Origin of the sequence: Arthrobacter sp. PAMC 25486, from assembly GCF_000785535.1 — a bacterium.
Taxonomy (GTDB): Bacteria; Actinomycetota; Actinomycetes; order Actinomycetales; family Micrococcaceae; genus Specibacter.
Window position 1 is genome coordinate 1400900 of sequence record NZ_CP007595.1, and the last position, 13353, is coordinate 1414252.

12 protein-coding genes and 3 tRNA genes are annotated in these 13353 nt (G+C 61.8%); 7 read left to right on the forward strand and 8 right to left on the reverse strand.

Annotation, left to right across the window (positions count from 1 at the left end; genetic code table 11):
- The first annotated feature begins 8 nt into the window (after window positions 1–8).
- The gene (locus art_RS06380; RefSeq protein ID WP_301537963.1) at window positions 9–1151 is read left to right on the forward strand and encodes an ROK family transcriptional regulator; all 1143 of its coding nucleotides are present in this window, start codon (window positions 9–11) and stop codon (window positions 1149–1151) included.
- A gap of 207 nt (window positions 1152–1358) precedes the next feature.
- Here the strand turns inward: art_RS06380 and art_RS20910 are convergent, their stop codons facing one another.
- A complete protein-coding gene (locus tag art_RS20910; protein ID WP_052136073.1) occupies window positions 1359–1976 on the reverse strand; it encodes an alpha-L-fucosidase in 618 nt (205 codons plus the stop codon).
- Window positions 1977–2131: 155 nt separating this feature from the next.
- Between art_RS20910 and art_RS22160 the strand changes: the two genes are divergently transcribed.
- On the forward strand, window positions 2132–2272 hold the full coding sequence (locus art_RS22160; RefSeq protein WP_157875179.1) for a hypothetical protein: 141 nt from the start codon (window positions 2132–2134) through the stop codon (window positions 2270–2272).
- Between the two features lie 176 nt (window positions 2273–2448).
- On the opposite strand, the gene art_RS23285 is transcribed toward art_RS22160, so the two are convergent.
- From art_RS23285 to ilvD, 5 genes are all read right to left on the reverse strand, one after another.
- Window positions 2449–2802, reverse strand: a complete 354-nt coding sequence (locus art_RS23285) for an amidohydrolase family protein (RefSeq protein WP_162182040.1) — start codon at window positions 2800–2802, stop codon at window positions 2449–2451.
- Window positions 2803–3261: 459 nt separating this feature from the next.
- Window positions 3262–4287, reverse strand: coding sequence for a ketol-acid reductoisomerase (gene ilvC / locus art_RS06390; protein WP_038463293.1), 1026 nt, complete (start codon window positions 4285–4287; stop codon window positions 3262–3264).
- A 177-nt stretch (window positions 4288–4464) separates the two neighbouring features.
- On the reverse strand, window positions 4465–4977 hold the full coding sequence (gene ilvN, locus art_RS06395) for an acetolactate synthase small subunit (RefSeq protein ID WP_038463295.1): 513 nt from the start codon (window positions 4975–4977) through the stop codon (window positions 4465–4467).
- Window positions 4978–4979: 2 nt separating this feature from the next.
- Complete coding sequence (locus tag art_RS06400; protein WP_038463297.1) at window positions 4980–6869, reverse strand: acetolactate synthase large subunit; 1890 nt, start codon at window positions 6867–6869, stop codon at window positions 4980–4982.
- Between the two features lie 353 nt (window positions 6870–7222).
- Complete coding sequence (gene ilvD / locus art_RS06405; RefSeq protein WP_052136075.1) at window positions 7223–8965, reverse strand: dihydroxy-acid dehydratase; 1743 nt, start codon at window positions 8963–8965, stop codon at window positions 7223–7225.
- 283 nt (window positions 8966–9248) lie between these two features.
- On the opposite strand from ilvD, the gene art_RS06410 reads away from it, so the two are divergent.
- From art_RS06410 to bcp, 4 genes are all read left to right on the forward strand, one after another.
- A tRNA-Lys gene (locus art_RS06410) sits at window positions 9249–9321 on the forward strand.
- Between the two features lie 69 nt (window positions 9322–9390).
- A tRNA-Lys gene (locus art_RS06415) sits at window positions 9391–9463 on the forward strand.
- Between the two features lie 215 nt (window positions 9464–9678).
- Window positions 9679–10425: a potassium channel family protein gene (locus art_RS06420; protein WP_052136076.1), complete on the forward strand. Its 747-nt coding sequence runs from the start codon at window positions 9679–9681 to the stop codon at window positions 10423–10425.
- Window positions 10426–10749: 324 nt separating this feature from the next.
- Window positions 10750–11226, forward strand: a complete 477-nt coding sequence (gene bcp, locus art_RS06430; RefSeq protein ID WP_038463301.1) for a thioredoxin-dependent thiol peroxidase — start codon at window positions 10750–10752, stop codon at window positions 11224–11226.
- On the opposite strand, the gene art_RS22165 is transcribed toward bcp, so the two are convergent.
- Together art_RS22165 and art_RS06435 are read right to left on the reverse strand one after the other, a co-directional pair.
- Window positions 11223–11360: a hypothetical protein gene (locus tag art_RS22165; protein ID WP_157875181.1), complete on the reverse strand. Its 138-nt coding sequence runs from the start codon at window positions 11358–11360 to the stop codon at window positions 11223–11225. The two genes, bcp and art_RS22165, sit on opposite strands and share 4 nt — an antisense overlap.
- Before the next feature lie 45 nt (window positions 11361–11405).
- A tRNA-Leu gene (locus tag art_RS06435) sits at window positions 11406–11487 on the reverse strand.
- A 140-nt stretch (window positions 11488–11627) separates the two neighbouring features.
- Between art_RS06435 and art_RS06440 the strand changes: the two genes are divergently transcribed.
- Entirely contained in the window at window positions 11628–13307 is a 1680-nt protein-coding gene (locus art_RS06440) for an ABC transporter substrate-binding protein (RefSeq protein WP_367643766.1), read from the forward strand.
- Window positions 13308–13353 lie beyond the last annotated feature (46 nt).

Consider the following 13353-nt stretch of genomic DNA (forward strand, 5'->3'; position numbering starts at 1 on the left):
GCGCCGAGATACTCGGGCTTTTGGGGCAGACAGGCAAATTGAGCCGCAGTGAAATCGCCAAGCTGCTGAGTCTGGGGCCGGCAACCGTCACCGCGCAAGTCCGGAAACTCATCTCAGATGGATACGTCCGTGAGCTGGCCGTGGACGCGCGATCCGGAGCAGGACGGCCCCGGATCCCGGTGGAGCTAATTCCGGACGCCGCCCTGGTCATCGGTGTCAGTGTGACCCCGACGAGCTTGATCACCGTGACCATGCTGATCGACGGCACCATCCTCAATGCCCGGTCCCACGTTTTTGACCCTTCACAACACGTGGTGGAGCAATTCAGTGGTGTAGTGAATGACCAGCGGGCGGCATTGGATCACCCGGAGCGTGTGATTGCCGTGGGGATCTCCATCTCGGGTGCCGTTGACCAGGCACTGTCGACGGTTCGAATCTCCACGACGTTGAATTGGCAGGACTTTGATCTTGGCCCCCAGCTGCAGCGGGCCGTCGGTCTTCCCGTCTTCGTCTCAAATGACTTGTTTGCTTTGTCTACCCGCGAGGTCAGTTTTGGGTTCGGTCACGACAGGGATGATTTTCTTCTGCTGGGCCTTGGCTACGGCGTCGGCCTGGGCATCGTCAACCGGCGGCGGGTGTTCAGTGGCTCGGGGGGCTCATCAACTGAGTTTGGCCACATGTCCGTGGACATCAACGGGCCGCTGTGTGTTTGCGGTAACTACGGCTGCCTTCAGGTTTACGCAGGCCTGGCGGAGCTTCTGCAGCAGGCACCAGGGCATCCTGCTGCCGGCAACCTGGCGCAGCTCCAGGCCCGGCTCGAAGTCGACCCTGACCGCGAACTTGTTGAGTTCATGCAGGAGATTGGGCACCGCCTTGGGCGTTCCGTTGGCGGAATTGTGAATCTTTTGGGTATTGGGACGATTATCATAGCGGGCGAAACCACCTGTCTGTGGCCCGCCATGAGTGAGGGTTTCAACCGCGGCTTGCATGGAACGGTACTCAAGTTTTTGCACCCGGTGGAAGTCACGGTCAAGACGTGGACTGAATCAGAAGACGCGGTGGGAGCGGCCGGGTTGGCTTTGCACAATGCCATCAGTCTCAATGTTCCACTTCATGCCCGTGGCCGCCTTCCCCAGACGGCCACGGAGTAGGGTGGACCTGTGACTGTGGGTCCATCTCCGACACGTAGACCGGCACCAACCCTTTCATGTCAAGTTGCTTGACATCGATGTTGAGTTCGCCGAGCGGGTCGCTGAGGACCTGGTCATCCAGTGTTGTCAGGAATATAAACGGCAGTTCTGTGCCTGAACCCAAGTGCCGGACCGCCGAGACGCGATTCCCCCGAACACTGCGGACGGTCACGGTTTCCACCGGCTCTGCCAGTGCGAACAGGTAGGTTTTGTTGCCAGCGGCTGTGCTGAGTCCGTAGTACTGCCACGGCTCAAGGCCCGGCCGAACCCCGTGCACGGCGTCCTTGTTGCGGTCCATCCACCCCGCCAGCCCGTCCAGCAGGGCGAACTGCTCGGGCGCGAGGCTGCCATTGGCCGTAGGCCCACATTAAGCAGCAGATTTCCGCCCTTGGCGACTACTTCAACTGCGGTCCGGATGATCTCGTACAGTGGCTTGTAGTTCTGGTCCTCGGGCACGTAGCTCCAGGTGTCGCACCTGGTCATGCAGCATTCCCACGGCTCATCCAAGGGCCGCGTTGGAATGAACTGCTCCGGAGTTCGATAGTCGCCACTGCCGACCAGCCTGTCATTGATCACAATGTCCGGCGCCAGGGAGCGGATGTGGGATTCAAGCCCTACCGATTCCCATTCCTCGCGCGTGGGCTCCCATTCGTCGTCGAACCACAGCAAGCCAATGAGCCCGTACCAGGTCAGCAATTCCGTCAGCTGGTCCTTGACATACTGCTGGTAGGCGCCCCAGTCATTGGCACTTGGACGGAGGTATTTGCCGTGTGGGTCTGGCCGCATCTCGTCAGTAAATGCCGGCTACTGTGCATGCCGCCAATCAGAGAGAGAGTAGTAAAGCCCTACTCTGATTCCCGCGGCACGGAAGGCCTCCGTGTACTCCCTGACCAGGTCTTCGCCCACGCAGGCCATACGGGGACGACGCAAGGGTCCGCCCGATGGCTCTCGAGGGCCACGACGACTATCCGCTGTGGTGCCGAGCCGTGAACGCTGCCTACTTCATCCCTGCGGCGGCCGCCTTGCCAGCCAACGCCACCGGGTCCCAATGTTCCGGATCGAAGCTCTCAGCGGTGCTGTGATAGTCCGTAACTAGGGTGGTGGATTGTAGCCCAGTCCCACCGCACCAAGCAGCGGCCATGATGCCTCCAGGCCCTGCTGGCTCGCATGGTAGTAGTGAATGAACCTGCCCAGGCCGGCCGATTTAAACCAGTGCTCCGTATGCGCGCCGGCGTTCGGCCCCAAGGGGGCCTCCGTTTTAGGGTCGTGAACCTTTTGATCGGTCCAATCGATTGCACTGCTCAAGGCTGTTCCCCATTCCATTCGATTGCCAGGATCGTATACGGCCATGGTCAAGCCGGTACACCCTCCGGGTATTGCCGCCGAAGATGGCGTCCGCCACGTCGGAACCAGGCCCATCCAACACTAAAGTAAGAACCCGCGGCCAAATCGCCTCCGCGCCAGCCAGCACGGCCACCGGACAGTCAGTCCCGAACATGGGCCATTTCGAACCAAACACCTCAAGCGCATGTTCGACGACGTCCCCCAGTTCGGCTGTTGTCCTCGCCTCCCAGCCCACCTCAGTCGTCAGGCCGGAAAGCTGGGCCACCACGTTCAGCAGGGGGCCATCGCGGCCAGGCCTCCGCTGGCAATGGGCGGCTTGCCCAAGGGGTCAAGGAGAAAGCTGGTGTCTGGGTTCGTCCGGCGCGGCCCACCTGGTGCTCAACCGGGTCCTCAGCGACATCGGCACCCGCCGCTGACTCCAGGCAGCCCGCTCCCCCACTGCTTCCGCCAAAAAATGACACCGATCCCGCTTTCGGAGGCCGGGATCTCGGGCTCCGAAAGCGGGATCGGTGTCGAAAACCAAGAAGGGTGGGCGGGTCGTCCAGAAACACCCCGTTGGTGAGTGAGCGTTCGCCAAAACACCCCGTTGGTGAGCGAGCGTCGGGGTGGCGGGACGGCGTCGGGGTGGCGCGGCTTGCGGAGATTATGCAAAGCACGACGGCGCCTGCCGACCCACTAGGGTCCGGCAGGCGCCGTCGTGCTTGGAGAGACTAAGTGTCAACCAGCGTTAGCGGGAGACGGAGCCGTCGGTGTAGTCGTCATTGCTGCCGACCCAGGAGAACAGCTTGCGCAGTTCGCGGCCGGTGGACTCGATGGGGTGCTCTTCGCCCTTCTTGCGCAGTGCCAGGAATTCCGGTGCGCCGGCATCCTGGTCCTCGATGAAGCGCTTGGCGAAAGCACCGCTCTGGACGTCCGCGAGGACAGCCTTCATGTTTTCCTTCACCTCGGGGGTGATGACGCGCGGGCCGGAGACGTAGTCGCCGTACTCTGCGGTGTCGGAAACGCTCCAGCGCTGCTTGGCAATGCCGCCTTCCCACATGAGGTCAACGATGAGCTTGAGCTCGTGCAGCACCTCGAAGTAGGCGATTTCCGGCTTGTAGCCGGCTTCGGTCAGAACTTCGAAGCCGTACTGGACGAGCTGTGAAGCGCCACCGCAGAGAACTGCCTGCTCGCCGAACAGGTCGGTTTCGGTCTCTTCGGTGAAGGTGGTCTCAATGACGCCTGCACGGGTTCCGCCGATGCCCTTGGCGTAGGACAGTGCCAGCGCCGTGGCGCCACCGGTGAAGTCCTGCTCAACAGCGATCAGGTCGGGGATGCCGCGGCCTGCTTCGAATTCGCGGCGCACGGTGTGGCCGGGAGCCTTCGGAGCAACCAGGGCAACGTCAACATCTGCCGGAGGCGTGATGTAGCCGAAGCGGATGTTGAAGCCGTGGCCGAAGAACAGGGCGTCGCCGGCCTTCAGGTTCGGGGCAATGTCTTCTGCGTAAACGAAGCGCTGGACCTGGTCCGGGGTGAGGATCATGATCACGTCGGCTTCTGCCGTTGCCTCGGCAACGCTGAGGACGCGCAGGCCCTCAGCCTCTGCCTTGGCGATGGACTTGGAGCCCGCCTTCAGGCCGACGCGAACGTCAATGCCTGAATCGCGCAGGTTCAGTGCGTGTGCGTGGCCCTGGCTGCCGTAGCCGATAACGGCGACCTTGCGACCCTGGATGATGGACAGGTCTGCATCGTCGTCGTAGAACATCTCAGTCACTGTGAAACTCCTTGAATAAATGGTGTGTTGCTAATGGTGAAAAGTATTTCATGCTGGCGCAGTGTGCCGGAACACATCCACGCCGTGGCTCTCGCGGACCGTGGCCCGGTAAGGCGCAGGCCCGATAAGGCGCTGATCCGGCGAGAGGCCGGCCCTTGCCGGCCCTGGCGCACCGCGCTAGGAGGCGCGCAGTGCCCGGTCGCCCATGGAACGGGATCCCCGCCCAATGGCCAAGGTTCCTGATTGCACAATTTCCCGGATGCCGAATGGCTCCAAGACGTTCAGCAATGCTGCAAGCTTGTCTGCATAGCCGGTGGCTTCAATGGTCAATGAGTCTGTGGACACATCCACCACTGAGGCCCTGAAGAGATCTGCAGCCTGGGTGACCTGCAGCCTCGTGGCAGCGTCCGCACGAACCTTGACCAGGATGTGGTCCCGTTGCACGGAATTCTCTGAAACAAGTTCAACGATCTTGATGACGTTGACCAGTTTGTTCAGCTGTTTGGTGACCTGTTCGATGAGGTCACCGTCGGCGTCGACCACTACCGTCATGCGGGATATCCCCGTAATCTCGGTGGGGCCCACGGCGAGGGAGTTGATGTTGAAGGCGCGGCGGGCAAACATGCTGGCAACGCGCGTCAAAACACCGGGCTTGTCTTCAACCAGTACGGAGAGAGTATGTCGGCTCATGTCTAGTCCTCCTCGTCCCACACCGGGGTCATGTTCCTGGCAACTTGAATTTGGTCATTACTCACGCCTGATGGCACCATCGGCCAGACCATGGAGTCCGGGCTGACCACGAAGTCGATGATGACGGGGCGGTCGTTGATGGCAAGTGCCGCTTCAATGGTTGCGTCAATGTCCTCAACGCGTTCACAGCGCAGGCCAACACAATCGTAGGCGTCTGCCAGCTTCACAAAGTCGGGCACGCGGATGGTGTCGTGGCCCGTGTTCAGGTCGGTGTTTGAGTAGCGGCTGTTGTAGAACAGCGTCTGCCACTGGCGCACCATGCCCAGCGAGGAGTTGTTGATGATGGCAACCTTGATCGGGATGTTGTTGATCCGGCAGGTGGCCAGTTCCTGGTTGGTCATCTGGAAGCAGCCGTCACCGTCAATGGCCCACACGACGCGGTCGGGGTTGCCAACTTTGGCGCCCATGGCTGCCGGAACCGAGTAGCCCATGGTGCCTGCGCCGCCGGAGTTGAGCCAGGAACGCGGGCGCTCGTACTTGATGAACTGCGCAGCCCACATCTGGTGCTGGCCAACGCCGGCCGTGTAGATCGCTTCAGGTCCGGTCAGGGCGCCAATGCGTGAGATGACGTGCTGCGGTGACATGAGACCGTCTTCGGGTTCGGTCCACCCCAGCGGGTAGGTGTCGCGCAGGTTACCCAGGAACGCCCACCAGTCGCCGAGGTCCGAGGGGCCATTGGCCTCAAACTCGGCCTTCACTGCGGCGGTCAGGTCCGGGATAATCTCCTTGACGGAGCCCACGATCGGGACATCTGCCGTGCGGTTCTTGGAAATCTCGGCAGGGTCGATGTCTGCGTGGATGACCTTTGCGTGCGGAGCGAAGCTGCTGAGCACGCCGGTGACGCGGTCATCGAAGCGGGCGCCCAGGGTGATGAGCAGGTCTGACTGCTGCAGCGCCGTGACGGCCGAAACCGAACCGTGCATGCCAGGCATGCCCACGTGCAGGTGGTGCGAATCGGGAAACGCGCCGCGTGCCATCAGCGTGGTGACAACGGGTGCGCCGGTCAGCTCGGCCAGAACCATCAGTTCTTCTGCAGCGTTGGCCTTGATCACGCCGCCACCCACGTACAGCACGGGCTTCTGGGCTTCACGGATCAGGCGGGCCGCCTCACGCAGCTGCTTGGAGTGGCCGCGGAATACGGGACGGTAGCCGGGCAGGTCGATGACCGGGGGCCAGGAGAACGTCATCTGGGCCTGCTGCGCGTCCTTGGCAAAGTCCACCAAAACGGGACCGGGGCGTCCGGTGGAGGCGAGGTGGAAGGCCTCAGCCAGGACACGGGGAATGTCGTTGGGGTCCGTCACCAGGTACGAGTGCTTGGTGATGGGCATGGTGATGCCCACGATGTCAGCCTCCTGGAAGGCATCCGTGCCAATCACGGAACTGGCCACCTGGCCGGTGATGGCAACCAGCGGCACCGAGTCCATGTGCGCATCCATAATGGCCGTGACGAGGTTGGTGGCGCCGGGACCCGACGTCGCAATGCACACACCAACGTTGCCGGTGACCATGGCGTAACCCTGGGCTGCGTGGCCCGCACCCTGCTCATGGCGCACCAGAATGTGGTTGAGGGACGACGCCATGAGTGGGTCGTACGTCGGCAGGATTGCCCCGCCGGGAAGGCCGAAAATGTCCTTGACACCAAGCTCTTCAAGCGAGCGCACCAGAGCCTCTGAACCGGTCATCTGAATAGGCGCCACAACATTGTTGGGACCTACGACGTCGGAGGTTGCGTTAATGGTGCTCACGGCACCAGATGCGGTGCCACCTTGGGCACCGTGCGCGGAGGACTTGGCTGCCATCAGCGCTGGGCTGGCGGGCGTTCCTTTACTCATCGGTTCTTCCTTTGGGAAACTCATACTCTCGGGTACATCTACTGTGGTTGCGTTCAAATCTTGGTGGATCACGCAGTGATTCGAGTTGCCGCTGGTGTGTGGAAACAAAAAAACCCCTCAGCCCATAAGGCTTTCATCGAGGGGTATGCACGTGGTGTGGCTTTCTCTCATCAGAAAGCCACGGAGCCAATGACCATGGGTGTGGTCATTTCGCGTCACGCGCTAGCTAATGACGACTAGAAGCTTTGGTTGCATACCTGTAGTCTCCCGTTTTTCGCTCGCGAGTGTCAAACAGCCCACAACCCCGTCTCACTATCTGGACGTGATGTCCACCCTATGGGCATGCCCTTGTTTCAGCCGCAATAGGCGCCCGTTGAAGCACTGTTGACGAGCTTGGCATACTTGGCCAGTACGCCCGAGGTGAACTTGGCCGGGAGCGGTTTCCAGCCAATCTTGCGGGACTCAAGCTCCTCTTCATCCACGAGCAGGTCGAAGGACCGCGCCGCAATGTCCACCCGGATTTTGTCGCCGTCGCACACAAAGGCGATGGGTCCGCCGTCGACCGCTTCAGGGGCAACGTGGCCAATGCATAGCCCAGTGGTGCCGCCGGAGAAGCGCCCGTCAGTGAGCAGCAGGACATCCTTGCCGAGGCCTGCCCCCTTGATGGCGCCTGTGATGGCAAGCATCTCGCGCATGCCGGGGCCGCCCTTGGGGCCTTCATAGCGGATAACGACGACGTCGCCGGCGTGAATTTCGCCCCGCTCGAGGGCCGCCAGGGCACCCTGCTCACGCTCAAACACCCGGGCGGTTCCCTCAAAGACGTCCAGGTCGAAGCCCGCGCTCTTGACCACGGCGCCGTCAGGAGCGAGGGACCCGTGCAGGATGGTGATGCCGCCGGTCTTGTGGATCGGGTTGTCCAGCGCGCGCAGGACCTTGCCGTCGGGATCCGGCGGGTTGATCTCAGCCAGGTTCTCCGCAACTGTTTTGCCCGTGACGGTGAGGGCGTCGCCGTGGAGGAGTCCGGCGTCGAGCAGTGCCTTCATGATGACGGGCACGCCGCCGATCTTGTCGACGTCGAACATGACGTAGCGGCCGAAGGGTTTCAGGTCACCCAGATGCGGGATCTTGTCGCCAATGCGGTTGAAGTCGGCGAGGGTGAGGTCCACGTGTGCCTCGCGGGCGATGGCGAGCAGGTGCAGCACGGCGTTGGTGGAGCCGCCGAAGGCCATGGTGACGGCGATGGCGTTTTCGAAGGCCTTTTTGGTCATGATGTCGCGGGCGCGGATGCCTTTTTCGAGGAGGTGCACCACCGCCTCACCGGATTTGCGGGCGTACATGTCGCGACGGCGGTCGGCACTGGGAGGGGCGGCGGAACCGGGCAGGGACATGCCGAGTGCCTCGCCGATGCAAGCCATGGTGTTGGCGGTGTACATGCCGCCGCACGCGCCTTCGCCGGGGCAGATGGCTCGTTCGATGGAGTCGAGGTCCTTCATGCTCATGGTGCCGGCCGCACAGGCACCGACGGCTTCGAAGGCGTCGATGAGCGTGACTTCCTTCTCCGTGCCGTCCTCCATTTTGGCGAAGCCCGGCATGATGGAGCCGGCGTACAAGAAGACGCTGGCGAGGTTCAGGCGGGCGGCGGCCATGAGCATGCCGGGCAGGGACTTGTCGCAGCCAGCCAACAGGACGGACCCGTCAAGGCGTTCGGCCATCATGACCGTTTCCACCGAGTCTGCAATGACTTCACGGGAGACGAGGGAGAAGTGCATGCCTTCGTGGCCCATGGAGATGCCGTCCGAGACGGAGATGGTGCCGAATTGCATGGGGAATCCGTCAGCGGCGAAGACGCCTTCCTTGGCGCCCTGGGCCAGGCGGTTCAGCGAAAGGTTGCACGGGGTGATCTCGTTCCAGGAACTGGCCACGCCGATCTGGGGCTTGCGGAAGTCGTCGTCACCCATGCCGATGGCCCGGAACATGCCGCGGGCCGGGGCGGCGTGGATGCCGTCGGTGACCACACGGCTGCGGGGCTTGATGTCGGGTTTGCCATCTGCTGCGAGAACGACGGGATCTTCAGCTGAATTCTTCTCCGGGCTCATGTGCGCCAGTCTATGACGCAAAGGTGATCAGGGCCACCAGGCGCGGATTGGCGGGCTGTTCGCGTGATTGGCGGGTGCCGCCGGGAAAATATTTGACCGGCTTTCTGCCGGGAACTTCCCCGTGATTCCGCGGGTTCCACCGCCCCAAAATGTGATCCCCACCGCAAAACACCCCGAAGTGCCTTTTTCGATTTCACATGGACTGGAAAAAGCCGTATAGTTTCATGTCGTTGCAAGGAACACGACGGACACAAACTGTTGTGCGCCATAGCAGCGAATAGTCGCACCCCTAGCTCAATTGGCAGAGCAATTGACTCTTAATCAATGGGTTTCCGGTTCAAGTCCGGAGGGGTGCACAGAGTAAGGGCCGTTCCAATACTGGTAACAACCGGCGTTGGAACGGCTTTTTACTGAAGTAAAAAGTCGCACCCCTAGCTCAATTGGCAGAGCAATTGACTCTTAATCAATGGGTTTCCGGTTCAAGTCCGGAGGGGTGCACATGGTAAAACCGCTCCAACACCGGCAAGCGCCGGGGTTGGAGCGGTTTTTTTATTGCCTGTTTAATGCCCCTACTCATCGCTTGTTCCCCCGTCTATTCCGTGGCTCTGGCTGTGAAATCATGCTTTGGCGGGCCGTTTCGTGACCCACTGATCCAGCGTTGAGCTCGCGTCCGCAGCCAATTTGTCCCACCATTGGCCCGGTATGCTCGCGGGATGACATTAGAGCGCTGGGAGCGGGCTGCAGAGTGGCCCTTGATCGTAATATCGGTGCTGTTCTTGGCGGCTTACTCTGTCCAAGTTCTGGCGTCAGGAACGGCGGTCAAGGTCGCCGGCTGGTTCATGGCGGTCACGTGGGGGTTGTTCCTGGTTGATTATGTGGTTTCGCTCTGGCTGGCTCCGCGGCGGCTCTCCTGGTTCTTCCGGCACTTGCATGAGTTGGCCATCGTGGTGCTGCCAATGCTCCGCCCGCTCCGGCTGTTGAGGCTGGTGACATTGATTGGCGTTCTGCAACGGGTGGCAGGCAATGCGCTGCGCGGTCGGGTGGCGACCTATGTAGTCGCTGCTTCGGGATTGCTGGTGTATATCGGCGCACTTGCCATGTACGACGCCGAGAAGGCGTCTCCTGAGGCTTCCATCAAGTCCTTTGGTGACGCCGCCTGGTGGGCGATTGTGACGATCACTACCGTGGGCTACGGGGATCTGTCTCCATCGACAGGCACGGGCAGGGTAATTGCTGTTGGCCTAATGATTGGCGGCATAGCATTGCTCGGTATCGTAACTGCAACGTTAGCGTCGTGGTTGGTGGAGAAAGTCTCGGCCGAGGATTCTAATTCTCAGGCAGTGACCGTCGATCATTTGGAACTGCTCCGGGAAGAAATTCGGGCACTCCGCCTTCAGCGAGAGGCCATTCCCTCGGCTGTCCCAGAGGAATCCACGAGCGGCGCACACGCACTCCCCTAATATTCCTCACTTCCCCCAATAATCCCCGTTTATTACTCCAGCTTTTCGCTTATTTGCTGTTTTTCAACGGCGTCGGCGAACTTCCACCCGGCGGGCTGCGGCTACGATCCGCCGCCCGTTGAAAAAGTGACATCGATCCCGCCTTACGACACCGGGATCCCGGGCTCCGAAAGTGGCATCGGTGTCATTATTGCCAGCCGTCCCTGCATTTGCGGCTGGCAGGCCGACTGGCGGGCTCGAAGGGTGGGGCCCAATTTAGCCACCCGGCGCAACTCACCTAGGCTGAAAACCAGCCCAAACACTTCCACGAACCAGGAGCCTTCCATGTCTGAACGCCTTGTTGCCGGCGATGTCGCACCGTCCTTCACCCTCTCCAACGCCGACGGCGGCACCACCTCACTCACCGATTTTGCCGGCCAGAACGTCATCCTGTTCTTTTACCCGGCAGCCATGACGCCCGGCTGCACCAAGCAAGCCTGCGACTTCCGCGACAATCTGGGCTCCCTGCAATCACACGGGTACAAGGTGCTGGGCATCTCCCCCGACCCAGTGGCCAAGCTGGAAAAGTTTGCCGCCCGCGACTCCCTGACCTACCCGCTGCTCAGCGACGAAGACCATGCCGTGGCCGACGCCTATGCAGCGTGGGGCGAGAAGAAGAATTACGGCAAGACGTATGAGGGCCTGATCCGCTCAACCATCGTGGTTGACGGCGACGGCAGGGTTGCCGTGGCCCAGTACAACGTGCGCGCCACCGGCCACGTGGCCAAGCTGCGCCGCGATTTGAAGATCGACGACGCTTAGCTGCCAGTCCCGGCCTTGCCGAGGTGCTGCGGCGTTCCCAAATAACGCGCCATAAGTGCTGCGGCGTTGGGGAAAACACCCCAGAAGGTGCTGCGGCGTTCATAGTGGCGGATGCCCTGACTGGCGCACGGCACACAAAAAGCCTCCGTCGATTCATTTCGACGGAGGCTTTTTCACTGTGCGCAAGAGGGGACTTGAACCCCTACGCCCGAAGGCACAGGTACCTAAAACCTGCGTGTCTACCAATTCCACCACTCGCGCGGGTGCATTGAAGCATGAACAATACTACCGGCTCGGCCCCGCAACTTTGACCACGGCGCAGCGCTCACAGGGGATCAGTCAGATTCTCCTACTAAGATGAGTGGCTGAGCCAAAAACCCATGCAACAAGGAGAACTCCACGTGACACGCCCTGCCGGCCCACGGCGCTTGGTGCTCCGGCGCGCGGTGGCGATGTCCGCCGTCGTGCTTCTTGCGGTGACAGCCTGCACGGCCGCTCCCGAACCGTCGCCCACCACGGCACCAAGCACCGCGGCGCCGGAAACCGTCTTCAATTTCGGCACCGGTTCGGACCCGCTGGGATTTGATCCGGCGCTCGTCTCAGACAACGAGTCCTACCGTGTGACGCGGCAGGTGCTGGAGGGGCTGATGACGATCGACCCCGTCACCGGCGCCCCTGCCCCCAGCCTGGCCACCACGTGGGAAGAGCTCGACGGCGGACTGTCGTACCGCTTCGAGCTGCGCCCCGACGTGAAATTCCAGGACGGCACGGACTTCAACGCCGCAGCTGTGTGCGCCAACTTTGAGCGCTGGTACTCCTTCACGCCCGCAACACGCGGCGACGGCTCCTCGACGATGTTCAAGCAGATTTTTCGCGCTTTCAAGGACGACGCCAAGAATTCCCTGTACGACGGCTGCACGGTTACTGGGCCGTTGGAAGTCACGCTCGGGCTGAAGATGCGGCTCACGGGATTCCTGCAGGCGCTGACCCTGCCGGCCTTTGCGATCTCTTCCCCCGCAGCCCTGGCGGCCGGAACCGCCGACGTCCTGGACAAGACCTTTTCCGCCAACAAGGTCTCCAACTATGGACTGCACCCCGTGGGAACCGGGCCGTTCACCTTCACCTCGGCTGCGGCCGGCGGCGTCACCCTAAACGCCAATGCCAACTACTGGGGCACCAAGAGCGCCATCAGCACGCTGAATTTCAAGACGTTCGAACAGCCCGAGACGCGGTTCGCTGCGTTGGAGGACGGCACCCTTGACGGCTTCGATCCGGTCACGCCCGGCAACTACGACAAGCTCATCAAGAGCGGCAAGCAGGTGCTCCAGCGCGATCCGTTCTCCGTCATGTACGTCGGGATCAACCAAAAGATTCCAGTCCTCAAGGAACTGAAGGTCCGTGAGGCCATTGCCGCGGCCGTGGACAAGGCCACCCTCGCCAGCAACTATTTCATCGCCGGCACGGCACCCACCGCGCAGTTCATCCCGCCCAAACTCAGCGGTTTCAACAAGGCCGTTGAAGGCATCCCGTACGATCCAGCCAAGGCCAAGACGTTGCTGGGCGAGTCGGGCTACAACGGCGAAGAGCTCAAGTTCTACTACCCCACCAACTCGGCCCGGACGTACCTGCCCCTGCCCGAAAAGGTGTACGCCCAGATCGCAGCCGAGCTGACGGCCATCGGCTTGAACATCAAGCCCGTCCCGATCCCGTGGAGCGACGGCTATGTCACGGCCGTGACGAACGACGGCGACCATGCCTTGAGTTTGATGGGTTGGAACGGCAGCTACGCCGACCCGGACAACTTCGTGGGCCCACTCTTCGGTTCCCCCAGCGCGGAACTGGGCCTGGATGATCCACAGCTGGTCTCCAAGATCACCCGCGCCCGGAGCATGCCCAACGGGCCCGACCGGGTGGCCGCGTATGAATCGATCAGCAAGCAGCTGGCGGAAACCGTGCCGGCCGTGCCGATTGCCTTCCCCATCTCGGCCCTCGCCCTATCCGACAAGGTGTTGTCCTATCCGCTCAGCCCGGTGCTCAACGAGGTCTTCAACCAGGTCCAGCTGGCCCCGGCGGCCGGTTAGCGGCCCGCGCCGCCGGCACGCTGAGCCCCGCGGAGCAGCCCGGCAG

What these genes read in the sequence shown, in the direction of transcription:
- art_RS20910 (WP_052136073.1), bottom strand. Translation starts at nt 1,976, where the DNA reads ATGCGGCCAGACCCACACGGCAAATACCTCCGTCCAAGTGCCAATGAC.
- art_RS22160 (WP_157875179.1), top strand. Translation starts at nt 2,132, where the DNA reads ATGGCTCTCGAGGGCCACGACGACTATCCGCTGTGGTGCCGAGCCGTG.
- ilvN (WP_038463295.1), bottom strand. Translation starts at nt 4,977, where the DNA reads ATGAGCCGACATACTCTCTCCGTACTGGTTGAAGACAAGCCCGGTGTT.
- art_RS06400 (WP_038463297.1), bottom strand. Translation starts at nt 6,869, where the DNA reads ATGAGTAAAGGAACGCCCGCCAGCCCAGCGCTGATGGCAGCCAAGTCC.
- ilvD (WP_052136075.1), bottom strand. Translation starts at nt 8,965, where the DNA reads ATGAGCCCGGAGAAGAATTCAGCTGAAGATCCCGTCGTTCTCGCAGCA.
- art_RS06420 (WP_052136076.1), top strand. Translation starts at nt 9,679, where the DNA reads ATGACATTAGAGCGCTGGGAGCGGGCTGCAGAGTGGCCCTTGATCGTA.
- bcp (WP_038463301.1), top strand. Translation starts at nt 10,750, where the DNA reads ATGTCTGAACGCCTTGTTGCCGGCGATGTCGCACCGTCCTTCACCCTC.